Raw genomic sequence first — 23,284 nt, 5'->3', positions numbered from 1 at the left:
ACCTATTTATATGTTCTTTTAGAAAGATGTTTTATACGCTTTCGCGAAAGCGTTACCTCAGCTTTACCCGAATGTTAAGTAGCGTTAATAATCGTTAAACAATGGTTAAACTACACTCCATTATGTAACGAAGTACAAGAAATGTTCGTCTCTTTGGTATATCAATCTTTTAATCTTTAAAAACGAACAATTATGAAAAATCTAAAAATTTATTTAGTAGCTATTTTATTAGCAGCAGGAACAACCGTATTTGCAAACAACACAACTCCAAAAGTTGAAAACAAAGAAACAAATGTCACCACTCAAATTGCTGAGTTACTTAAAAATCCAGAAATGGAAATCAATGAAGACATTAAAGCAAAAGTTACGTTTATGGTAAATGACAATAAAGAACTTGTTGTTATAAACGTAGATACTAAAAATGAAAGTGTAGATGCTTTTATTAAAAGTAGACTTAACTACAAAAAATTAAACACACTTAAAACAGGTGAAGAGTGGGTTTTACCTGTACGTATTGTACCAGCTGCTTAAATAACAGGTTAGTAAATAATCACATTTTTAAAAGCCGAGCTCATCACTCGGCTTTTATTTTTATAAATACATTATGAATAGACATATTGCTTATTTACTTTTGCTTCCTATCTTTACCCTATGATGAAACAGCTATCTCTAAAGTATGTGATGCTTATTTTAGTATGTGTTTTTACCACAAACATACATGCTCAAAATCAATTTATACGACTTTCTGAAAATGCAGAAATAAGCTTGATTACCATAGGCCCTGGACCAGAATTATATGATTCTTTTGGACATACTGCCATACGAGTACATGATGATGCAACAAATATAGATTGGGTATTTAATTATGGGCGTTTTAATTTTAATACACCCAATTTTTACCTAAAGTTTGCTAGAGGCAAATTACTATACACTTTGTGGGTTACTCCATATGATGATTTTATTGAAGACTACGTATACCAACGTAGATGGGTAAAAGAACAAGTATTATCCTTAAATACTCAGGAAAAGAAACAGTTTTTTGATTTTTTAAAAAATAATGCTAGGGATGAAAATAGAGAATATCTCTATGATTTCTTTTTTGACAATTGTGCTACAAGGCCCGTAGATGGACTAGAAAAAGTAATGGGCAAACAATTGCATATAGATTATAGTAGTTTTCCTGAAGGTTATACACATAGAGATTTAATACGCCATAATGTACATTGGAATACATGGGGAATGCTAGGTATGGATGTAGCTATTGGATCTGTAACAGATAGACTTGCCACAAAAAAAGAATATGCGTTCCTACCTGATTATACGATGGAGGCATTTACTAATTCTGTAATAACTGACGGAACGACTAAAAGACCTCTTGTTTTAAAAACAGAAGCACTACACATACCAGAAGAAGAAAACACCTATAAAGAATCTTTTATGATTAGCCCTATCGTTATTATAGGCTTGATTGCTTTACTTTTAATTTATAAAACCTATAAAGATTATAAGAATGATAATCCTTTAGGGTTGGTAGATACAATCCTATTGTTTTGTACTGGATTGATAGGAATCCTTTTAGTATTATTATGGTTTGGCACAGAACATAGTACGACAAAATGGAATTATGATTTACTATGGGCATTTCCTTTTCATATGATCGCAAGTTTTGTAATTAGGAAAGTTTCGCCACCTAAGTGGATATATCCATATATGAAGCTATCTATTATCTTATTAGCATTATTGTGTTTTCATTGGATAGTAGGTGTACAACGATTTGCATATGCACTTATCCCCTTATACATTGCATTAGTGATACGTTATCTCTACATATTAAAAGTAATAAAGAAAAATAGAGAGATTTCTCAATAAAATAATTTACTGTCCCCTATAAAACACAACCGTACTTATTGTTTTAAGCACAATACTTAAATCCATAAATAGATTTCGGTGTTTTATATAATACAAATCAAATTGTAGTTTTTCTAAAGCATCATCAGTAGAGCTTCCATAACTTCCCATTACTTGTGCCCATCCTGTCAATCCAGGTTTTACAACATGCCTAGTTTCATAAAAAGGAATTTGTTCAGAGAGTTCTCTAACAAAAACGGGACGTTCAGGTCTAGGACCTATAACACTCATTTCACCGAAAAGAATATTAAAAAATTGTGGTATTTCATCTATCCTTGATCTCCTCAAAAACTTACCAAAACGAGTAATTCGCGTATCATTTTTCTTAGCCCACATCGCACCATCTTTCTCTGCATCTGTAACCATTGTACGTAATTTTATGATTTTAAAAGCAAATCCATTACGTCCAATACGTTTTTGCGTATAAAAAATAGGTCCTCTATTCCCTATTAAATTACCTATTAATACGAATGGAAAGATGATCAAAAAAAAGGCAATACCAATAAGTGCCATGATGATATCGAATAATCGATGAAATAGCTTATAAAATTTATTTTGATTACTTCTACTAAAAGGGAAATAGCGGTAAAAATCTTTATCTACATGTTGTACAGGAATACGTTGTGTAATCTCTTCATAAACCTGCATATATTCTCGTATAGAAAAACCTGATTCCAATAAATTGATAAGTTGTAAATATAAAGGCTTTGAAACTCCATCACTATAATCACTTGCAACTACAATTTCTGAAATACCATTTCTAGACACCGTAAAAGTTAAATTTTCTATAGGATATTCTTGCACAGTTTCTGGCATATCCCCTACTTCATTAGAACTATCAGTATTAATATATCCTACTATTTTATAATTAGGATCTGCACCTTCTAGATTGCTAATGATTTTCTTAATATCAAATGAATCCCCAACAATCAAGACTCTTTTATAAAAACGTGGTGACGATATAAGTGTAATGTACAACCATCTCCACACTAATATCCCAAAAGTCATGGCTAAGAAAAAATAAATAATTTGAAGTCTATTCTCTGGTAATTCAGGTGTATAGAAAGGAGTTAACAAGTAGAATAATGCTGTTACTGATACGGTAAGAATGGTATTTTTAAGGATGGTTTGAAACTTTGATGCCTGTTGTAAATTATACAATTCAAATACGGTCCCAAAAATATTCAAGTAACCAGTTAACAAAATAATCCACAACCAATTTTCTTGACTTATTTTAAAATAATCAAAATCGAAAAAATTACCTACCAATTGCAGGCATGCAAGCACAAACAATGTATCCAGTATACGTAAAAGGATTTTGCGTTCAGAGATTTCAAAATGAATATCTGGTAATAGTGCCATATAGGGGTTAGTTACGGTAAAGATATTATAATTTTTCAGGAGAGCACCTCGTTCCAAGAAATTTTGACAAGTCTCCAATCAAAACTTTCTGCTTTTGCTCTTCCGTTTTTACTTATTGTATTTACTAAAGTTGGATTTTTTAAAAGGGTAACCAATTTTGATGTAAATTCCATGATATCTTTTTCAGGTGTTAATACACCATCTATTTGATCTTGTATTAAAAAGGGCATACCTCCTACATCTGTTGATACCACAGGTAAACCAAGTGCCATTGCCTCTATAACACTAATAGGTGTATTGTCAAAATTTGTTGTACTGATAAAAATATCATGAGATGCTCCTAATGCCATCCATTCTTGTTTTGATAATTTTCCAGTAAAGGTCACGGGCAAATTATTTTCTTTTACATACAACTGGCATTCATCAAAACTATTATCTTTTTTGGGTCCTACCATTGTCAATGTTGCATCAGGATATTCCTTTTGTAACGCTTGTAACACCTTAATAGCCATTATAGGGTTATACAATGTTGCAAAAGAACGCACCCAAAGAAGATTGGGCTTAATTTTACTACGCTCAATGAATGGATATTTTGTAGTCTCTATGGTATTAGGTATATACTTCAAGTTAGTAAAGCCAGCATCTTTAAAATCACGGAGTAAATATTGAGATGGTACTATATTACATTTTGCATTTTCAAAAAGTCGTTTACAAACACTAGGATTATTTTTAAGCCTATATGGTAAATTTCCTCCTCGTAAAATTGGAATATAATCCAATTTAAAAAACCTACACCAAAATCCTATTATTACCGCGTACCAAAAATTTGTTGTACTATACGTATCTATTAATACCGTTTGGGTTTGATTTTTAAGAAAGAACACTGCCTTTATCATATCCAGCATTCTCAGTATTTTATTTTGCACTGAAGAAGACACAATAACCTCATACCCTTCATTTCGCAAAAAAACACCTAAGGTTTCAACACTAGTAACTGTTGCGCCTTTACGAGATAATGCGTTCCCTATGTATAGGATTTTTTTTCTTTTCATTTACAATATTTAAAAGACATAACGAATAAATAAAAGCAGGGGCTGCTATACGCATGGAGGAGTGATTTATGGTTAAAAACCAAAAACCTAACATCGAAAAAAACAAGAAATTACGCCTATTACTTAATCTAAAAATCAAAGGGTAGACACCCAATATAAGAAGGGCGAATAATCCAGATAGGCCATGTTCTGATAACATACGGCTTAATTCATTATGGGATGCAGCAGATATTCCTTGAGTCTCTTCTCTATATTCTTTAATCTTTCCTACACCAATACCAGTGATTGGATTTTTAAAAAAAGCTTCTAACTCTGAAGATATTAACACTGTTCTTCCCGTACTTAAATCTTCTTTTACACGACCCGCAGCATCTTTATTTGCATATCGCTTATCTATTAGTCCTGATGTTCTTACTGAAGTTAGTAAGTAAGTAAATGAGGCAGTCAAAACAAGAAATAATATGGGGCCAATAATTCTTTTTTTAGTTTTAATATTAACTGCTTTGAAATAAAAGAAAATAAAAGCAACACTTATAATAAGAGCTGTCAGTACTCCTCCTCTTGAAAAAGTAACGATACCTCTGTAGGTTAGTAAAGAAAGTAAGCCTAAATTAATAGCTAATAAAATGATATTTTTACTATTATTAAATAGTTGTATCACTAAACAAAACATACCTATTCCTACAGCTGTAGATACTTGATTAGGTCCAAATCCTCCTGAAGCAGCATAATTAGACCCTGTTCCTGTCAATACAGATCGTGTATCTGGTGTAAAAAACAACAGATAAACCCCCATAGCTATGGTAGGCATTAAAAGTGACCATATTATATACTGTAACTGTTTTCTTGTAATCTTACGATCTACGCAGTATAAAGCAGCAATACCCAAACAAAACGGGCCGCTTAAATTAAAAATTACTGCTTTTCTAAAATTTGTATCATACCCAAGTGTTGAAGATGCATACACAACTCCAGGTATTAGTAATAGTAAATACAACCAATACGGGCCTGACTTTCTAGAAGTTCCACTAAAGAAAAGCCCTAATAATATAAAACCAATCACACCATATTTACCAGCTTCATAAATAGGAATTGGTGAAGCATCAGTCATTCTAAAAAAAACCTCAGCTCCAGTTATATAAGCTGCTGCATATAATGCTTCATTATTTTTATTTCCGTTTTTGAATAAGTAGAAAAGAAAAATCCCTACAGTAGCCATAAAATAAACCTTTGCAAAAGGCCTAAACAAATACACGCCAAATCCTACTGCAATATGTACAGCAATCAAAAACAGATATGGATTCTTAAATATTTTCAAAACTACTATTGTATAAACTTATAATTTGATCACGAACATGAGTTTCACTATAGTGATTTTTAATATGCGCTGTAAATAAATTACGGTATGCTTCTTTTTTTTCTGTATTAGTAAGATATTCCTGAATAGCTCCTGACATAGCAGGTATATCTCCGTAAGTCACAAAGGTACCATAATCCTTAACTACTTCAGAACAATATCCCACATCAGTAACAACTACAGCCAGCTTTGCTCTTCCATATTCTAATAAAGCCATAGGCAAACCCTCTGAAGATGATGCCAAGACACCAATATCACATTGCTCTAATACAGATTCAGGATTAGATAGCTGTCCATATATAAATACATTTTCTTCTAATTGATGTTCTTTTATCAATACTTTAAGAGTATTACTATATTCATCATTATAATCTTTACCTATCAAATGTAATGTAGCCTGAGGAATCTCTTTTTGAACAGAGACAAAACTTTCAATTAAAAAATGATGCCCTTTTGGGTTTCTTAAATTTGCCAAACAAACAATGCGTTTACCATCTTCTCCCTTCAATTTCTCTTGTAAAGGCATTATCTCTTTATCGAAATTTACAAAATTAGGAAGATAGATCGCCTTCTTACTTTTTAACTTCTTATTTGCCCAAGCTACTAAATCTTCATTAACAGATATAATAGTATTAAAATATTTTGAACAAAACCGTAGCACTTTCATTTTAATACCGCTCAAATTTATACTAGCGCCAGAGTGATTATGCCAAATCAATATAATTGATGGATTTTTAACTTTTAAAATAGTTGCAATAAAATAAGAAGTACTATGCGCGTGTATGATGGTGATTTTCTCTTTTTTAATATAAGCATTAAGGCGTTTTATTGCATTATAATCTAGTGTACGTTTCCTTTTTAAAAAGAAATAGTTTACATCATTACTAATTGTTGATTTTAATTTTCCTTCAGAACGTGAGGCGCACAAGTAAGATCCTTCTATATGCTTTGATAGCATATTTGCATACTCTACTGCCAAACGTTCAGCTCCTCCTAAATCTAAACTATCAATTAATTGTAACACTCTCATAACAATTCTTTTATAGAAGATTCAAAAGTATCTAAGGTATATTGATGCGACCATTCCTGTCCTTCTACAGTCATTTTCTGTAATATTTCAGGGGTTTTTATCGCTTTCGCGAAAGCGGTAACATCAGACTCCAAATTCAAATTCATAAGAATCCCTCTAGAGCCTTCTCCTAACATCCATGAAACACAAGAAATAGGCGTGACTATTGGAATTACGCCCCAGAACATAGCTTCTGCAACAACCTTTGGCCAACCTTCAGATTTAGAAGGTAATAGTAAAAAATGTGATTTTTTATATGCTTCTTGTACTGTTTCCGTTGTCTGATTACCATGTAATACAGCTACTTCCTGAAGTTGATGGTCTTGTATATATTTTTCCAATAAAGGACGCTGATTTCCTTCTCCATAGAAATCAATTTTCACATCAATACCTTGATCAAAACATGTTTTCACAAACTCTAAGGCATACATAGGTCGCTTTCCAGGAACAAGACTTCCTACAAACATTATATGGAAAGGCATACTATATGTTGATTTTTTAATCTCTGGTATTTGTTCTTTTCTATAAGTTGCTGTAAAAAAAGAAACTATATTCTTACTTTGATCAGGCCAGTCTCCGTATGCAAGCACACTTATATTTTTAGTTAAAAACGTATTTTGAAGTATCCATTTTTGTAATCTATAACTCCTAGGCTGCTTTGCTTTAGGATCCCAATTACCAGCATATTTTGCTGTTTTTTTCTTTTTTGGAAAAAAAATCTGTGCAATACATCCTAATAATCCAATATTACCAGGACATCTCAAATGAATATGATCTGCACGACGTATAGCTCCTATTATTTTAAAGAAAACAATAGGTGTATAAAAAAAACTAGTGAAAATAGCTTTTAAAGATGTAAGTGAAATTTGAGGAATCTCTGTAAATCGAACTTTAGATGTATAGGGTAGATCAATACGAGTAATTTCTTCATCTATCTTATGTCCTACAACCTCAACATGATCTACATGTGCATTCCAAATATTCATTTCTTTCACATAAGGACCATACCCATAATAATGGTCATCTTTCAACTTGTGTTTTACATGTGTGATTATAAGAAAATTCATACTATCGGATTGACTCCTATTTATTTTCAATTTTTGGTTTATTAAACAACAAACTCCACCACCCCACTACTCTACCAAAGGCTTCTGTAAATGCTTCTATTCTTGTTTTTTTATTTTTTGAAATACTATTACTAAAACGTATTAATGTAAGCAATCCTGATGTTGCATTCCATTTTAGTTTTGCTTTCAAGCTAGGTGTAGGATATTTAACCTTCCAAATATACCAACCATTACGCACCACCATTTTTCCATAACTAAATTTATTAGGACGTCCATCTGGATGATGATGGTGATGTAATTGTGCATTTGTATTAATATAAAGATGTCCTTTCTTTGATAATCTCAAGGTATAATCTGCATCTTCATATAAGCCATATCCTTCAAAATATTCTGAAAATTTCTGAGATTTCAAAGCACATATTCTATACGAGGCGACACCGCCCATAAGCTGTTCTACTTGATATATTTTTCCAGAAGGTGGCAAAAAACTAATAGATCGTCCATGTGAAAAATCTGGCAAGAATCCTGGAGGTCTATCAGAATCTAAGCCTAGTTTTTTCCGTAATACAAATCGAGAACCATCAGAACGTACATGGCCATCATAATAAAACTGATTGATTGCTGGTGTAAAAGGTTCATTTACTTTTTTCCAAGCAACCTCATTTATAATATATCCTCCTACTCCTAATGCTTCGGGATGTTTTTGATATGTTTTTAAAATCTCTTCAAAATATGTAGGCTCTAATACAATATCATCATCAAGAAAACAGACAATTTCTATAGTATCGCCTACACGTTCAATTCCATAATTACGTTGTTTTGTGAGTCCTCTATGTTCTGGAGGCACCTTATAATACGTAAGATTTTTGTATACGCTTTCGCGAAAGCGGTCTTCGGTAGCATTATCTGTAGAGCCATCAATAATCAAAATCTCATCTGGGTATTTTGATTGAAGTTGCACACTATCTAATAATGTACATAATGCTACAGGTCGCATATATGTACAAACAATTAAACTTAGCTTCCTGTTATGCATCTAAAGTTAATTTTTGGGCCCAATGGACACTTTTGTTCCATGCCTTTTTAAAGTAAGAAATATAAGAAAAAGGATTTTTGATACGTTGTTTAAAATAGTATTTAATAAAAAGCACCCATTTATATCCTTTTAACTGCTTCTCTGTAGTATTTTTAATACGGTGATATAAGATTTGCGGTGCCGGTTTGGGTAATATCTTGTCTTCATTCCAAGGAAATGTAGGTAAACTTCTAAATCCTCCTACAGGTGCTTTAAGGTGTAGAATTTGTATTTGTGGTGCATAAATTATATCATATCCTAAATTACGTATTTGCATTCCAAAATCTACATCTTCTCCATATCCATGTTCTAAAGCCATATCAAATGAAGCTTTATTGATAATATCTCGATGTACTACAGAACATCCTGAACCAAACGTTTCCCATTGTTTATAGGTCTTATATTTTTCTACTTCTCCTTCTTGTAAGTAAGACATATTGATACAATGAGATCCCGTTTCTTTAATCGCGTTTGAGATTTTTTCTAACAAATTAGGAGCAAATCTATTGTCATCGTCAAATAAGAACACCCAATCAGAAGTTGTTTTTTCTAATGCAATGTTACGTGCATTACAAGCTCCCGTTTGATGAATAAATTGATGATCTATAGGAAAAGGCCATTTTTCATTTGTAATATAATCCAATTCAGAAGTACTGTTGGGGTCAGGATTTTGTTCTATAATTATTATTCTTTGTGGAAGTATCGTTTGCTTAGTAAAATCTTGCAAAACATCATACAAATATGTTTTTCTTCCTAAGGTAGGAATGATAATGTCTATCTCAAATTCTTTTAAGAGTGCCTTTGAAGATTGCAAAGGAATTGTATTTACCTGAATAGGCTTATTATTATTTTTGACAAAAAATAATGCATTTAGGCATGCAAGAATAGGAAACTTCTTTTCATATCGTATATGACAAAAAAACAAAAAATATAACCATGATGCTTTAAAATGCTCTTTTACAAAAGTATATTGTAATTGCAGGCTTGCTTTTTTTACAGCATTTTTACTCAAATCAGATTGTAAAAGTAAAGGTTCATGATAACAGTGTATTCCTAAAGCTTGCCCTTTTCGCGCAAGCGAATTTAAAAAATAGTCAAATCCTTTAGTGTTTGTAATCACATTTCCAGTCGCTAAGACCACACTCGCATGTATAGCTCCTACGGCACTACTCATACACCAAGTTGGGTATTTTTTTGTAGGATTGATATTTATAAATGGGCTATCTTCTATATATCCTATTGCTGGAGTTAAAAAAGGAACTGAGGCGTCTCCTAAACTCATCATGAGTCTTTTATGATGCAATAATGTAGGTAATACACTTGTATTAAGCGTCTCTTTATGATCTATATGACACCAAATAATCCATTCATCTGGATAATTTTCTGCAATGGCAACTATAGCTTTTTCAGGTTTTTCTTCTTGAATAGAAATAGGTATTGCTTGCTCATCTACAATCTCTTTTACAGTATCATGTATGTGATATAAAAAGATCATTTAGCAATAAGGTTTTTATAGAACACATTATTTTTTTCTGCTATTTGATCTTGCGTAAAATGTGCTAAAATTTGTTTACGCGCCTGAACTCCTAGGGTTTTAGATAAATCAATATCCTGTAATAACATTACTATAGCATTTGCCAATTTATGCGTATCATCTGGATGTGTTATATATCCCGTTTTACCATCTATCATTAATTCTTTTGCCCAACCAATATCTGAGGTTACCATTGCTTTTTCTAATGCCATTGCTTCCAACCATGTCATTGGAAATGCTTCTGCATAGCTTGGTAAACATACTACGTGTGCACTTCTAATAGCATTTGCTACTTCATGGTAGGGAATTTGAGCAATAAACGTTACTTGTGCTAATGCTTCTTTAGTTAGTATTGATTGTAATAGTTGTATTGTACTAGTACCAGTTTTTGCATCTGTAACGTCTTTCCCTATAAATGTTAAGCGTGCTGAAGGCTCTTCTGCAATTACCTTATTAAATGCTTCGGCTAATGCTAGCACCCCTTTTTTTCGGATGATTGTTCCAAAATACAAAATAGTTTTAGGGATCATCTTACTATGATCTGGTGTAAACATACTTACGTCTACCCCATTATGAATGGTTGTAATTGTATTTTTTATCCCGAAAAGTGAAGCAGTTTTTTTTGCAGTAAAGGCACTTACAGATAAAATATGATCTGCTTTTATTAATGCATTTTTTTCAAAATAGAAATTTTTCTTTTTCTGGGTTCTTCCTTCTAGCTCACAGAAATACGTATCTGAGCCATGAAGTCTTATGACTACAGGTATTTTAAATTTCATAAATGATGTAATACCTGTCCAATCTGGCGCTTCTATCACATCAATATGTTGTTTTTTAACAACGGTATTAATGTATCTATTAATGTGTTTCCTGTATAAAAACCAGCCTCCTATGCGATAAGTCTTATGTTTGATAAGGTGTAATGTAACGCCTTGATCTTCTACTACTACATCTTCAGACTGGCTATATACAAATACGGTCACTTGTATCTGTTTTCGCGAAAGCGCAATCGCAAGATTTTTAATACTAGTTCCTATTCCAGCGGCACGTTGTATACGTGGATGTGGGTATTCTGGAGTAAGGAAAGCAATATGCATTTAGTTTTGAATAAAATCGTTAAACGTATGTTTAAAAAAGCAACTAACTTCTAGATGCAATATTAATGGAATATTGACTAATATAAAAGGTATATCACTGGCTTTATGTTTTTCAAAATAGTAGCATCATACTACACATTAAACATTCGTTTAAAATTGGAAATAAATAAAATCTTGCTGATCAGAATATACTCCTAAAGTTAATAATAGTATAATGATTACTGCTATTTTAATCCATTTAAAGCGTCCTATAAAAGGGTGTTCATATTGTCTATGAAACCACTCTATCCCTATAAATACAATAATCATTAATAAAAACTCTACACTATAACGTCCTATACTCAAGTATTCTATAGAGAATTGAAGATTTACTAACATGCGTTTTATATATGATAGTGCTAAATAGACACTTTCTGCTCTAAAGAACACCCATGCTACAAGTACCATCCCAAAGGTAAAAACCATCTGAAATACTTCTCTCAGACTAGGTAATAAACGATTACCAGCTACTTGATCTAGATGATTTCTATTTGTATTGGTTAATAAAACTGGAATAAAGAACAATGCATGTAATCCTCCCCAAACTACAAATGTCCAATTAGCACCATGCCAAAAACCACTTACCAAAAAGATAATAAGCACATTGCGTAATTGATACATTCTTGTTCCTCTTGATCCTCCTAAAGGAATATATACGTAGTCTCTAAACCATGTAGAAAGAGAAATATGCCAACGTCTCCAAAACTCTGCAATATTTCTAGAGAAATATGGGTAATTAAAATTGCGCATCAAATCAAAACCAAACAATCTTGCTGTTCCGATAGCGATATTAGAATATCCCGCAAAATCACCATAAATCTGAAAAGCAAAATAAAAAGCACCTAATAATAAACTCGTTGCATTTAAGGTACTATAATCTTCAAAAATTGCATTTACATATACGGCGCAACTATCTGCAATAACTACTTTCTGAAAGAGTCCCCAAACAATAAGATGTAATCCAGAAATTGCTTGATCTTCATTAAATACACGCTTTCGCGAAAACTGAGGCAGTAAGTTTGTAGCACGTTCAATAGGCCCTGCTACCAATTGCGGAAAAAACGCTACATATGCTGCAAAATTGATCAGGTTTTTGGAAGGCTTTAAATTCCCTCGATACACATCTATTGTATAACTTAATGTCTGGAAGGTGTAAAAAGATATTCCTACGGGCAGAATTATAGATAGTGTACTTGTATTCATACTAATCCCAATAGCATCAAAAGAAGCTACCCAACTATCTACAAAGAAGTTATAGTATTTAAAAAAGCCTAGTAACCCTAGATTTACAATAAGAGAGATCCATAGCAACCTTTTTCGTTGTGATTTAGAAGAAGACTTCTCCATATATATCCCAACAGTATAATCTACAATCGTACTAAAAGCAATTAAAGACAAAAATCGCCAATCCCACCATCCATAGAAAATATAGCTTATCACTAGTACAAATAAATTTTGCCATTTTAAATTACGTTGTACTACAAACCAATATATCGTAAAACATATGGGTAAAAAGATTAAATATTCTATAGAATTAAAAAACATTATAAAGTAAGTTTTTCTATTCCGCCCCATATACGTTCAGGGGCTTCTATCGCTGGTTGTTTATTAATTACAGCAAACCAATCCTGAGCGGCAGCTACTGTTTCAGGAACACCTTTCAGCATCTTTTCTAAGGAATCGGCAATAGTATCGGGATGATCTAACCATATCACAGCTTCTGGTGATGGCATAGATCTAAAATGAACAAAATCATATATATATACTCCAGCTTCTACCGTTTCTTTTTCATTAAGATAATTGTAATTCATATACGCACAAGGCTTTCCTGCAGTCACATAATCAAATACCATACTTGATCCTAAGTTGATAACAAATGCTGTATGCGCTATTAAATTTACTTGTAAATGGATGTCTTCTCTTGTAGGTAGTATTGTATTCCAACCATCTCCTATCTTATTCCACAGAGGTGGAAGCAGTACAATCTCATCCTTAAACTCTTCAATAATGGCATCATATCGGGTAGAAAAATCAACTGGACATCTTCTAAAGATAAGTCCTATAGCGTTTCCTTTTTTATTTAAAACTCGTACAGCACTTGCAACATCTCTTAAGTATAATTCGTCTTTTGGCGATGTTGTAATATCATCCCCACTAAAACAAATATATTTCTTGGTAAGATCTAAGTTATATTCTTTATAGAATGCTTCTTTACTTACTATGGCTTCTTTTTGATAATGAGGTTCAAATTGAGGCGTCCCTGTTACGATAATTTGTTCTGGTTGTATGTAACGTTGATAGTGTAATAGCTCCTCTTTCATATGGTCACTCCACACAAAATAATGATCACTCGTCACAACAGTTGTGGCTTTCGGAACATTATCCCATGAAAAAATATAGGATACTGTAGGTATGTTTAAATCTTGTGCAGCTGTGAGCGGTGATATTGCAATCACAGATCGCTGACTCGCACAAAATAAAATATCAGGCTTCTCTTTTTGAAGCATTTCTTTACATGAGCGATAATACGATGTTTTACGCTCTTGAGCAATCATACGTTTTCGTATCGCTAATAATCCAGATTCAGAACCATATGCAAAACAAAACCATTTGACCAGTGTAGTTTTTAATCTTGCTTTTAAAGAAGCTTTAGATAAAGGGAATTTATACGATTGATATACTTGATCAGTATCTCGCTTAGAAAAAAGATTTAATTCAATACGAATACAAGCCGTTTTTAATATGTCTGTTAGCCAGTGTGGCTTTTCTTTTTTAAAAACTACCTGTTTAAATCCTACTTCCTCAAGGTCAAAAGGAGTATGATTCCAAAATAAGATTTCGTGTCCTTTTTCTAATCCTTTTTTATAAAAAGAAGTGTATGCAAAATTTCTAAGGCTCACGCCATCAGGTAATAACACAAGTACTTTTTTACTCATACGAGGCAGTAATGATTGGTTTGTTTGTTTTATGCAGGTGTGCTTGCTCCAAATATAGTACAATCCCTCGATTTGCTAATACATTATGTGCTTTTCGAATAGCTTCAGGTGTAAAGTCTTTAATTCGATATTCTTTAGACAACTTGGTATCTTCTTGTAGTATGGGTACTATTTTGCTTTCTAAAAAATCCTTTACAATTTTAGGATAAAGTACCCCAGCCTTTTTAATTAATCTATTTCCTATACTATGAATGGTATCTTCTTTATATAACTCTTCTAAACGCAACTGATGTAAAATACCACCAGCATCTACTTTTACTGTTGCTATATGTATGGTGGCACCTATGCATTCAAACTCATTATTAACAATTGGAAAAAAATTAGTTCCAGATCCTTTATAATAAGGGGATAACCCTAAGTGAAGATTGATTACTTTATTAGGAAACTTTTCTAGAATAATAGGTTTTATAATAGATGTTCCAAAAAGCAAAATATAATCCACTTTATATTCTTCTAAATACCTTAAGGTCTGCTCAGAATTTATGGTCCCAAACGCCAAAGAAACATGCGGAGTATCATTTGGGAACTGCTTAAAAGTTCCGAAAAACTGCTCTTCTGCAGCGGTTCTATCCTTAAAATGTGTATCTAATAAGTGCTGATCTTCTGTATTGTACGCGCTACTATCTTCAATCTTTTTACTTTTTTCTTCCGTAATAACAACCACAAGATTTAACTGCGCTTTCAATTGTGCAGCAATATATTTGTGCCTAAGATGAGTACTAGTAAATAAGGCGATGCGCATGTTCAAATGCTTTTTGATTTTTACCTAAAGGTAAGTCATTACAATCAAAACGTTTTAACAATAAAGGATGTTCATTCCCTGTATTTATACTACGCTCCATAGTAAATCCCAATTGATGTCCTGTGCTTTTAGCTATTTCTTCTACAGGAGAAGCACACGCCTCTTGGCTACCGTATGGGTAACTCACATAAGGTATTTCTTTATGGGTAAGTTCTTCAAGATAATTTTTTGAAGTTACAAACTCCTTCATAATCTCATGACGATCTAAATATCCTAATGGTACATGACTATGTGTATGATTACCCAACATCCCTTCTTTTGCAAGCTGTATAAGATGTTCTTCAGTCATGTATAGATCATTCACCACTTGATGACTATCAAAATGAGTATCAAAAATAGCTTGTATAAGGCTATGCTGTTCTTGAAGTGATAATTTAAAGTTGAGTGTAAACTTTAATAAAGCTGTCTCTTCATCATCATAATTATAATGCTCGACAGCTTGTTGTTTTTCTTTATTAGAAAGTTGTGTTTTTCCTTCTGTATCAAATGTCTTTAGAATTCCAAAAAAAGCTGTAGTCGATATTTGAGAACGAAGTAAATGTATCTTGTGCACAAGCGTCACTTCTTTTTCAATAAAATTGAGACTATTTACAAAGAATAACGCTTTGATTCCTAGTGCATCTAAAATAGGCTTTGCATTCACATATTGCTCCTTCAACCCATCATCAAAGGTGATTAATATATAATGCTTTGAAGACTGAATCACTTCTTCGTGATTTTCCAATAATTCTTGCGGAGTTATAAAGGTCCCTGTATTTTTTAGGGCTACTAATTGGTTTTTTAAAAATGTAGGGGTTACACCAAAAATACTAGGGTATGGTGTAACAAAATTGTTCCTAACATAGTGATAGTTACTTACTGTAAGCATATGGGGGGATGAATTTTGATTTGGGGTATTAATTTTCTTACAAAGATAGTAATAAGCTAGCATTGATCCATTGCCAAATATGAAAACTACTATCCTGATCTCCATTTATATACATAGTCCACTCTTTATGTAACTTCTCATAATCAAACCACGAGTGATCTTTAAGGGATATTATTGTATCAGACACCCATTCTTTCAAATCTTCTGCTAGCCATTCACGTTGAGGCGTCTGTAAAGGGCGTTTAGGTGCATAGGTGATCGTATCAGATAAGTATTCTGATACAATAGATCGCAATACATATTTCTGAATACCCTCATGAATTTTATAAGCTAGTGGTTGTGAAAATGCAAACTCAACCAACCTATAATCTAGAAAAGGCTCTCTTAATTCTGTACTAGATTGCATAGACACACGATCATTAAAACGCAATGCTCTTGGAATCTTTGTATAAAACAAATCTCTGTACTGTAGGTTTAATATACGATCATCAAATGGTGTTGGATATATTGGTTTTTTTGCTTTCGCGAAAAAGTCCTCAGACAGCACAGAAGTTCTAAAAGGAGATTTTGTCACTCCCTGAATCACACTATTAGAATTCTTCGTATAATAATCATACCCTGCCCACTGTTCATCCATTCCTTGCCCATCTAATAACACCTTCACTCCTTTTGAACGTGCTTCTTTAAAAAGCTCTCCATAGGCTACAGTAGGAACACCGCCATAAGGTTCATCCTGATGAGAAGCCATACTTTCAGCTAGAGATGCAAGATCATCAACCTCCAGTTTAACTTTGGTTAATGGATTATTGGTATGTGAAATAAGCCCCTCTACCCAGGGAAGTTCATCATACCGATCATCTCCTGTATAAAATGTAAAGGCTTCTATATTTTCTCCTCCTTCTAATCGATTTACCAAAGCTAATAATGCCGAACTATCTAACCCACCACTCACATTAAATCCTATAGGCACATCTGCTCTAAAACGAAGTTGAATACTATTATCTAGCAATTGTAAATACTGCGACTTGACTTCTTCAAAAGAAAGTGCTGTTTTGTATTTCTTTACTTCTTCTTCAAAATGATACCATTTGGATATTTCAGGTAATGTATTCTTTAGTTTTAAAAAATGACCCCCTGGCAATTGCTGTATGCCTTCCCAAAATGTCTCATCAGGCAATCCATAACTTCCATAAGCAAAATAACTTGCCCATACAGATTCATTAGGAAGTTTAGGGATTCCTGCTGCAAATAAACTTTTTATTTCTGAAGAAAAATAAAAAGTATCATTCATCATTGTATAATACAACGGCTTTACACCAAAGCGATCTCTAGCTGCAAAAAGATATTGTTCTTTCGTATCCCAAATCGCAAAGGCAAACATTCCATTAAGTTTGGATACACACGCTTCGCCCCATTTTTGATATGCTGCTACTAATACTTCTGTATCTGAAGTTGTTTTAAAAGAAAATGAATTTTCTAACTCTTTTTTAAGTTCTATATAATTATAGATTTCTCCATTAAAAACAAGAATGTATCTTTCGTCATGAGATAAAAAAGGCTGATTAGCTTCTGGAGATAAATCAATAATAGCCAATCTATTATGTCCTAATGCAACGCTATCGTTTATGTACCTTCCAGTGTCATCAGGACCCCGATGTGTTTGTGCTCGTAGCATTACATCTAGTTGTGTTTGAGAAACACCATTTCCTATGATTCCTGCAATTCCACACATTAGTCTTGAAACTTTTTTACAAGTTCTTCGGCTAGTTTCCAATCCTCCATGGTATCAATATTCACATGCCATTCAGGATCAGATTCTATATAACTAATACTAGAGCCATATAAAGAATTTTGTTCTAGTAGTACTTCACTTTTTGTGATATAAATAGCACCATCACGTATATATGCATCTGGCAAATCCTGTCGTCTCTTGATGATTTCTTTTTCACCAGTGGCAATATTCAATTTTCCATCTTCTGTGGCTTCAAACACCCAGTGTGGGTTATATTCATGAGGAACTTTTAATACAGAGACTAATGAATCTGTGTTTGCTTTCGCGAAAGCGGAAACAGCTTCATCTATCATACCTGCGCTTCGAAAAGGATTTGTTACCTGCAATAAACATACAGCATCATACGCTTTTCCTTGCGTTTGCATATATCGCAATGCATGTTGAACCACACCCAATGACCCTGAGGTATCTTCGGCTAATTCTTGTGGTCTAGCAAAAGGAACGGACACCCCCAAATCTCTAGCAAGAGCCATTAATTCTTCATCTTCAGAAGAAAAAATAAGTGTGTCTAATTGAGATGCTTTTAACCCTGCTTCTACAGTATATTGCAACAAAGGTTTTCCTCCTAGCATTTTTTTATTTTTACCAGGAATTCCTTTACTTCCGCCTCGAGCAGGTATAAGCCCTAGCACTTTCATTAATATGTAATAGTTTTATGATAAGACAATGGGCAGGTTGCTAATATATCGGCTATTTTCTCTCCTGCTTCTCCATCTCCATAGATAGGTGATGACGTTTTACTAGGCGCCGTTATTTGTTGCTGAATGGCATCTCTAATGGCATCTTTGGTATAATCTACATCAATAACATTATCACCTCTATCTCGTCCATGCTGGCGTGTTCCTATATTTACAACAGGTACTCCTAGATATGCACATTCTCGAATCCCAACACTACTATTTCCTATGAGACATTTTGAGTTTACAAGAAGCCTTAAAAAATCATTAGGTTCCATATTTTTAAAGAAACGTATATTCTTAGGGTTTACGCTTTCGCGAAAACTTCTGATTCCGTTACTCGTTCCATCAGATCCTGCATCTACATTAGGCCAAAACCAGTAGGTTGGAATTCCCAATTCATGCACAACCTCAAGGGTAGTCATTACATCTTTTTTGGCCTGACCATACTCTGTAGTTACTGGATGTTGCATCACTACCAGGTATTCTGCATCTTTTGCAATGGTTGCTCCTACACCTCCATATTTTTGAGAAGGATCAAATGTAAGTGCCGGATTTTCTTTTACATCTCTAGCTATATCTATAGATGGACAACCCGTATTGTAGACCATTTTTTCTTGTTCTCCCAATTTGAGAACACGTGCTTTTGCACTTTCACTAGCTACGAGATGAATATCTGCTAGTTTGGTATTGGCATGACGTACTTTTTCGTCAATATTTCCTGTGACCTCACCTCCTTGAATATGTACTAAAGGGATATTTTGATAGGCAGCAGCAATAGAAGTTGCGATGGTTTCAAAACGATCTGCAATGGTAACAACCATATCGGGTTGTAATTTGTAAAATACAGTTGCGAGCTCCATAACACCTAATCCAGTCGTCTTTGCCATAGCCGTTTTATTCTCTCCTTCCAGTACCATAAATACCTTCTCTGCTATTTCAAATCCGTCTTGTTCTATATAATCTACCGCATTACCATAGCGTCCTAATAAGGCTGAACCTGCAATCACAAGTTGTAATTCTAAATTAGGATGTTTTTTGATGGCTTGTAAGGCAGTTTTAATTCTACTATACGAAGGTCTTGCTGTTACAACCACGCATACTTTTCGGTTACTCATGTTCAATATCAGATTCGGTTAGAAAGTCCCACTTTTGTAATGCTTTTGTGATTGATTTTCCAATTACGGTTTCAAATTGAGAAGCATCTATACCATATCCTTTTGGTTTTTTTGCTTCTAAATCATCAAAAGTGAGTATATGTCCCTTCGGCAATGTTTTATTTACCGATAAAGATTTTTCAAAAATACGTTTTAATTCGGCAAATTGGCTATTGTTTGATTTATCAATGAGATGCTTTCGCGAAAGCGCAATATTCCTAACACTCTTTGTCATTACTGGAATATCTTTGATCTCTATAGAAGATGTCGCATCGGGTCCAAAATCAGTATGATTAAAAACGGCATGAAATTCTAAAATCTCAGCCCCCAATGCCGTTGCGGCAATACAGGTTCCTATATCTGCTGAGTGATCTGAATATCCTATTACCACTTGATATTTATCTTTTAACTCTTGAATTACATTCAATCCATATTGATCTGGAGCAGTAGGGTAACTGGTGGTACATTGTAAGATAGAAAAGTCTACATTTTTATCTTTTAAAAATGCAACTGTCTCATCCAGTTCTTGAAAAGAACTCATCCCTGAAGATACAATCACAGGTTTTCCTGTGGCTGCAATTTTCTCTAATAACAGAAAATTATTGACTTCTCCAGAGCCTATTTTATATCGCTGTATTCCTATTTCTTCTAGCAAATCTACCGCTGCATTACTAAATGGAGAAGACATAAATTCTAATCCAGCTTGATCACAACGATTCTTTATTTCCACCCATTGTTCTTTGGAAAATTCCATACGTTTCCAATAATCAAAACGGGTAGCATCTTGATCTGAAAACTTTACCCTAAAGGGCTCATGAATACTACTCTCTGCTTCAGCTATATGAGTTTGAAACTTAATAGCATCTATTCCTGTTCCTGCTAAAGCAGTAATATAATCGTATACTTTTTGGATACTTCCGTTGTGCGCTTGCGCTATTTCTGCTATGATAAAAACACTCATATTATATTTGAATTATTTGTATTATGCCTTATACCATATTTTAGGTAAAACAACAGGACTATTAGGAGTATTATCTCTATCTAATTGATGAGGGAAATCTGTTCTAAATCCTTTATTTTCAGATCTATCTTTTCTAATAAAAGTAAATTCTGCTACACTAGGAATTTCAACTCCATTTTGAACATACAGAGGCGAAATGTTATTAGGGTGTATATGGATACAATAATGGTTTTGCAGTATTTTTTGAAAAACAAGACTAGCCGTTAAATAGAATTCTTTATTCCACAATTTATGTAGGTTATGAAATTCTATCACTATAACTCTAAAACGTTTTAAGAGTTGTTCTGAGGCATTTAATATGGTGAAATACTCAAAGCCTTCTATATCCATTTGTAACATGAGGTCTCCGGGATCATTACCCATAGAAGATGCTACCCAATCATCAAGTGTAGTGTAATCATCATTATTTATAGGGCCTACATATTTTTTTAAAAAGTTAAGTTGTTTGTTTTCTATGCCTGGACCGTCTACAGATTTATCAGCCAAAAAAAGTTGCATCCCATATTCTAAACAAGAGAATTCAAAATTACTCATTCTACCTACCCCAGGAGAGAAACATGCTTTGATATTTTCTAAATCATCAGGCACTAAATATCCTCCATCATACTCTGGCCCTAAACGAATAAGGTCTTTATCTATTGCTATAGGATAAAGAGATTTTATTAAAGATAATACGGCATTCTTTGAAGTGCTTTTTTCAACATAAAGCCCATTAGAACGTAATATCATCTTTATATATCTCTTTATAGAGTTAAGCATAGATTAACGGGTTATGTTTTTTAATTTATCTGCAATTGCTTCTAGTGATTTTTGGCGTTCACCATGTGCAAACGATTCTCCTTTAGATTGTATAGATTGATATACTTTTATACAGTTATTCATTCTATCTATATATTCTTTATTTGACAATCCATCTATAAATGAAAATAGTTCTTTTGGATTATTAAATGTACTATAATCTATAAAACTATCTTTAGGGAACAACTCGTAGATACCATTATGCTTTCCGTAATAGATAGGTAGACAGTAATTTTCTATACTATCCCATATTTTTTCGGTCACATAATTCTTTGTAGATGTATTTTCAAAACAAAGGTTAAAGTAATAATCTTCCAGTAAGGCTTTTTTTCTGGTTACCCAATCTCCTGACCTACTATCTTCTCTAGAAACACCTTCTGGCCATCCTCTCCCATATACGTGAAAAGAATCTTCATCTTGCCCTGCTAATGCAATCTGTGTACGTGTTTTAATCAAGTCAATATCTTCTCCATTTTTATACACTGCTTCTGTTTTTTCTCCTTTAAAAAAACTCATCAGCCCTACTACTGTTCTATTAGGCAATGTAAAATCATCAGGAAGTGTTTCGAGTTCTTGTTGTATTAATTGTGCATGAAATGACAGAGGACTCACAAAAACATCCTCTGTATACAAATTCATAATATGACAAGAAACCAAACCAAAAAGTTCTCTTCGAACAGGTTTAAATGAAACATCAAAACGAGGTTCTTGTGTCCAAATTACATATTTTTTCTTGTTTAAATACTTTCTGAAATAGGGTTTTAAAAATTTACGATGACCACCCACAAGCACATCTGCTTGCTTTATATCCTTCACTACATAGATACCTTTAGACTCTAGGTATGGAATATCTATTGGATTAAATCCTCCAAAAGGGGTATATGGCATTGGTTTTACTAGAAATATATGGATCATTAGAATGTCTTCTATTTGTTTATTTTTTTTGCCTCACAACATATCATTCCTCCTTTGTTCATTAGATATACTTTAGTGACAGTTAAATCTGAGTATTTTTCTATTACATTTTTTAATGTATACGGGCTATACCAAGCATTATGATCTGGGTGAACTACTTCTATAAATGTATCTCCATCTTTATGATAGTTTTCCAAACGATTTTTAGAAAAACAATTGGGTGCTGTAATTAAGAATTTTGAAGCATTAATAGTAGCTACATTGCTTAAAAACAACTGCACATTGTCAACATGCTCAATAGTTTCTGGAATTAGACATACATCATATTTTTTTGATGCTGGAATACTTTTAAAATCAGAAAAATAATCTTGATCTACATATTTACGCAACTTTTCTATGCCTTCTTCATCAATATCAAAACCATCAATAGATTTTGTGTATTTAGACAAAGTCATATGTAAGTTATTTTCTGGATTAAACACAGGCCAATCTGTACATCCAAAATGAATAATATCTTTTCCTTCACATTCAGCTTTAAAAAGATCTAACCTATCACCGACCTCTTTGAATGGTAATCGCTGTATCCAATATTCTTTAACTGTTTTATAATGTGGTTGTGTCGATTTTAAGCTTCTTTTGAGCTTTTGTTTTATCGTATAGACTTTGTGTCTTAAACTAGTTGCCATATTTTAAATATT

The 23,284-nt window shown here is 33.1% G+C and carries 21 protein-coding genes; 2 read left to right on the top strand and 19 right to left on the bottom strand.

Features of this window, described 5'->3' with window-relative positions; translation table 11 throughout:
• Positions 1-192: 192 nt before the first annotated feature.
• Complete coding sequence (locus CHB80_RS18475) at positions 193-531, top strand: hypothetical protein (RefSeq protein WP_089372984.1); 339 nt, start codon at positions 193-195, stop codon at positions 529-531.
• Between the two features lie 120 nt (positions 532-651).
• Positions 652-1,869: a lipoprotein N-acyltransferase Lnb domain-containing protein gene (locus tag CHB80_RS18470; protein WP_089372983.1), complete on the top strand. Its 1,218-nt coding sequence runs from the start codon at positions 652-654 to the stop codon at positions 1,867-1,869.
• A 6-nt stretch (positions 1,870-1,875) separates the two neighbouring features.
• Here the strand turns inward: CHB80_RS18470 and CHB80_RS18465 are convergent, their stop codons facing one another.
• The 19 genes from CHB80_RS18465 to CHB80_RS18375 all read right to left on the bottom strand — a co-directional run bounded on the left by CHB80_RS18465 (position 1,876) and on the right by CHB80_RS18375 (position 23,272).
• Positions 1,876-3,270: a sugar transferase gene (locus CHB80_RS18465; protein WP_089372982.1), complete on the bottom strand. Its 1,395-nt coding sequence runs from the start codon at positions 3,268-3,270 to the stop codon at positions 1,876-1,878.
• A gap of 35 nt (positions 3,271-3,305) precedes the next feature.
• Positions 3,306-4,322, bottom strand: a complete 1,017-nt coding sequence (locus tag CHB80_RS18460; RefSeq protein WP_089372981.1) for a glycosyltransferase family 4 protein — start codon at positions 4,320-4,322, stop codon at positions 3,306-3,308.
• Positions 4,276-5,640: an O-antigen ligase family protein gene (locus CHB80_RS18455; RefSeq protein ID WP_229746916.1), complete on the bottom strand. Its 1,365-nt coding sequence runs from the start codon at positions 5,638-5,640 to the stop codon at positions 4,276-4,278. The genes CHB80_RS18460 and CHB80_RS18455 overlap by 47 nt, the downstream gene beginning before the upstream one ends.
• Positions 5,627-6,709 (bottom strand): glycosyltransferase family 4 protein, encoded by a 1,083-nt coding sequence (locus tag CHB80_RS18450; protein WP_089372980.1) that lies wholly within the window; start codon positions 6,707-6,709, stop codon positions 5,627-5,629. Before CHB80_RS18450 ends, CHB80_RS18455 begins: the two co-directional genes overlap by 14 nt.
• Positions 6,706-7,815 (bottom strand): glycosyltransferase family 4 protein, encoded by a 1,110-nt coding sequence (locus CHB80_RS18445; RefSeq protein ID WP_089372979.1) that lies wholly within the window; start codon positions 7,813-7,815, stop codon positions 6,706-6,708. The genes CHB80_RS18450 and CHB80_RS18445 overlap by 4 nt, the downstream gene beginning before the upstream one ends.
• Before the next feature lie 16 nt (positions 7,816-7,831).
• Positions 7,832-8,851 carry a glycosyltransferase family 2 protein gene (locus CHB80_RS18440; RefSeq protein WP_089372978.1) on the bottom strand — a complete coding sequence of 340 codons (1,020 nt, stop codon included), beginning with the start codon at positions 8,849-8,851 and terminating at the stop codon, positions 7,832-7,834.
• On the bottom strand, positions 8,844-10,385 hold the full coding sequence (locus CHB80_RS18435; protein ID WP_089372977.1) for a glycosyltransferase family 2 protein: 1,542 nt from the start codon (positions 10,383-10,385) through the stop codon (positions 8,844-8,846). The genes CHB80_RS18440 and CHB80_RS18435 overlap by 8 nt, the downstream gene beginning before the upstream one ends.
• Positions 10,382-11,521, bottom strand: coding sequence for a glycosyltransferase family 4 protein (locus CHB80_RS18430; RefSeq protein WP_089372976.1), 1,140 nt, complete (start codon positions 11,519-11,521; stop codon positions 10,382-10,384). Before CHB80_RS18430 ends, CHB80_RS18435 begins: the two co-directional genes overlap by 4 nt.
• Before the next feature lie 150 nt (positions 11,522-11,671).
• Positions 11,672-13,105 (bottom strand): MBOAT family O-acyltransferase, encoded by a 1,434-nt coding sequence (locus tag CHB80_RS18425; protein WP_089372975.1) that lies wholly within the window; start codon positions 13,103-13,105, stop codon positions 11,672-11,674.
• A complete protein-coding gene (locus CHB80_RS18420; protein WP_089372974.1) occupies positions 13,105-14,496 on the bottom strand; it encodes a UDP-glycosyltransferase in 1,392 nt (463 codons plus the stop codon). The genes CHB80_RS18425 and CHB80_RS18420 overlap by 1 nt, the downstream gene beginning before the upstream one ends.
• On the bottom strand, positions 14,489-15,298 hold the full coding sequence (locus CHB80_RS18415) for a formyltransferase family protein (protein ID WP_089372973.1): 810 nt from the start codon (positions 15,296-15,298) through the stop codon (positions 14,489-14,491). The genes CHB80_RS18420 and CHB80_RS18415 overlap by 8 nt, the downstream gene beginning before the upstream one ends.
• Positions 15,276-16,226 carry a polysaccharide deacetylase family protein gene (locus CHB80_RS18410; protein ID WP_179218214.1) on the bottom strand — a complete coding sequence of 317 codons (951 nt, stop codon included), beginning with the start codon at positions 16,224-16,226 and terminating at the stop codon, positions 15,276-15,278. Before CHB80_RS18410 ends, CHB80_RS18415 begins: the two co-directional genes overlap by 23 nt.
• Positions 16,227-16,263: 37 nt before the next feature.
• On the bottom strand, positions 16,264-17,958 hold the full coding sequence (gene asnB, locus CHB80_RS18405) for an asparagine synthase (glutamine-hydrolyzing) (RefSeq protein WP_089372971.1): 1,695 nt from the start codon (positions 17,956-17,958) through the stop codon (positions 16,264-16,266).
• Positions 17,958-18,656 carry an acylneuraminate cytidylyltransferase family protein gene (locus tag CHB80_RS18400; protein WP_089372970.1) on the bottom strand — a complete coding sequence of 233 codons (699 nt, stop codon included), beginning with the start codon at positions 18,654-18,656 and terminating at the stop codon, positions 17,958-17,960. Before CHB80_RS18400 ends, asnB begins: the two co-directional genes overlap by 1 nt.
• Positions 18,656-19,813: a UDP-N-acetylglucosamine 2-epimerase gene (gene neuC / locus CHB80_RS18395; RefSeq protein ID WP_089372969.1), complete on the bottom strand. Its 1,158-nt coding sequence runs from the start codon at positions 19,811-19,813 to the stop codon at positions 18,656-18,658. Before neuC ends, CHB80_RS18400 begins: the two co-directional genes overlap by 1 nt.
• Positions 19,806-20,813: an N-acetylneuraminate synthase family protein gene (locus CHB80_RS18390; RefSeq protein WP_089372968.1), complete on the bottom strand. Its 1,008-nt coding sequence runs from the start codon at positions 20,811-20,813 to the stop codon at positions 19,806-19,808. Before CHB80_RS18390 ends, neuC begins: the two co-directional genes overlap by 8 nt.
• Positions 20,814-20,834: 21 nt before the next feature.
• Positions 20,835-21,632 (bottom strand): FkbM family methyltransferase, encoded by a 798-nt coding sequence (locus CHB80_RS18385; RefSeq protein ID WP_143337180.1) that lies wholly within the window; start codon positions 21,630-21,632, stop codon positions 20,835-20,837.
• Between the two features lie 3 nt (positions 21,633-21,635).
• Complete coding sequence (locus CHB80_RS18380) at positions 21,636-22,559, bottom strand: glycosyltransferase family 10 domain-containing protein (protein ID WP_229746918.1); 924 nt, start codon at positions 22,557-22,559, stop codon at positions 21,636-21,638.
• A gap of 38 nt (positions 22,560-22,597) precedes the next feature.
• Positions 22,598-23,272: a class I SAM-dependent methyltransferase gene (locus CHB80_RS18375; protein WP_089372965.1), complete on the bottom strand. Its 675-nt coding sequence runs from the start codon at positions 23,270-23,272 to the stop codon at positions 22,598-22,600.
• Between the last annotated feature and the right edge of the window lie 12 nt (positions 23,273-23,284).

The organism is Dokdonia pacifica, assembly GCF_900188275.1.
Lineage (GTDB): Bacteria > Bacteroidota > Bacteroidia > Flavobacteriales > Flavobacteriaceae > Dokdonia > Dokdonia pacifica.
This window is presented reverse-complemented; position numbering and strand designations above follow the sequence as displayed.

Excerpts from the sequence above, each read along its gene's own strand:
- asnB (WP_089372971.1), bottom strand. The coding sequence starts at position 17,958 with ATGTGTGGAATTGCAGGAATCATAGGAAATGGTGTTTCTCAAACACAA.
- CHB80_RS18475 (WP_089372984.1), top strand. The coding sequence starts at position 193 with ATGAAAAATCTAAAAATTTATTTAGTAGCTATTTTATTAGCAGCAGGA.
- CHB80_RS18415 (WP_089372973.1), bottom strand. The coding sequence starts at position 15,298 with ATGCGCATCGCCTTATTTACTAGTACTCATCTTAGGCACAAATATATT.
- CHB80_RS18400 (WP_089372970.1), bottom strand. The coding sequence starts at position 18,656 with ATGAAAGTGCTAGGGCTTATACCTGCTCGAGGCGGAAGTAAAGGAATT.
- CHB80_RS18380 (WP_229746918.1), bottom strand. The coding sequence starts at position 22,559 with ATGCCATATACCCCTTTTGGAGGATTTAATCCAATAGATATTCCATAC.
- CHB80_RS18385 (WP_143337180.1), bottom strand. The coding sequence starts at position 21,632 with ATGCTTAACTCTATAAAGAGATATATAAAGATGATATTACGTTCTAAT.
- CHB80_RS18435 (WP_089372977.1), bottom strand. The coding sequence starts at position 10,385 with ATGATCTTTTTATATCACATACATGATACTGTAAAAGAGATTGTAGAT.
- CHB80_RS18445 (WP_089372979.1), bottom strand. The coding sequence starts at position 7,815 with ATGAATTTTCTTATAATCACACATGTAAAACACAAGTTGAAAGATGAC.
- neuC (WP_089372969.1), bottom strand. The coding sequence starts at position 19,813 with ATGAGTAACCGAAAAGTATGCGTGGTTGTAACAGCAAGACCTTCGTAT.
- CHB80_RS18460 (WP_089372981.1), bottom strand. The coding sequence starts at position 4,322 with ATGAAAAGAAAAAAAATCCTATACATAGGGAACGCATTATCTCGTAAA.
- CHB80_RS18430 (WP_089372976.1), bottom strand. The coding sequence starts at position 11,521 with ATGCATATTGCTTTCCTTACTCCAGAATACCCACATCCACGTATACAA.
- CHB80_RS18390 (WP_089372968.1), bottom strand. The coding sequence starts at position 20,813 with ATGAGTGTTTTTATCATAGCAGAAATAGCGCAAGCGCACAACGGAAGT.
- CHB80_RS18420 (WP_089372974.1), bottom strand. The coding sequence starts at position 14,496 with ATGAGTAAAAAAGTACTTGTGTTATTACCTGATGGCGTGAGCCTTAGA.
- CHB80_RS18440 (WP_089372978.1), bottom strand. The coding sequence starts at position 8,851 with ATGCATAACAGGAAGCTAAGTTTAATTGTTTGTACATATATGCGACCT.
- CHB80_RS18450 (WP_089372980.1), bottom strand. The coding sequence starts at position 6,709 with ATGAGAGTGTTACAATTAATTGATAGTTTAGATTTAGGAGGAGCTGAA.
- CHB80_RS18425 (WP_089372975.1), bottom strand. The coding sequence starts at position 13,105 with ATGTTTTTTAATTCTATAGAATATTTAATCTTTTTACCCATATGTTTT.
- CHB80_RS18465 (WP_089372982.1), bottom strand. The coding sequence starts at position 3,270 with ATGGCACTATTACCAGATATTCATTTTGAAATCTCTGAACGCAAAATC.
- CHB80_RS18410 (WP_179218214.1), bottom strand. The coding sequence starts at position 16,226 with ATGCTTACAGTAAGTAACTATCACTATGTTAGGAACAATTTTGTTACA.
- CHB80_RS18375 (WP_089372965.1), bottom strand. The coding sequence starts at position 23,272 with ATGGCAACTAGTTTAAGACACAAAGTCTATACGATAAAACAAAAGCTC.
- CHB80_RS18470 (WP_089372983.1), top strand. The coding sequence starts at position 652 with ATGATGAAACAGCTATCTCTAAAGTATGTGATGCTTATTTTAGTATGT.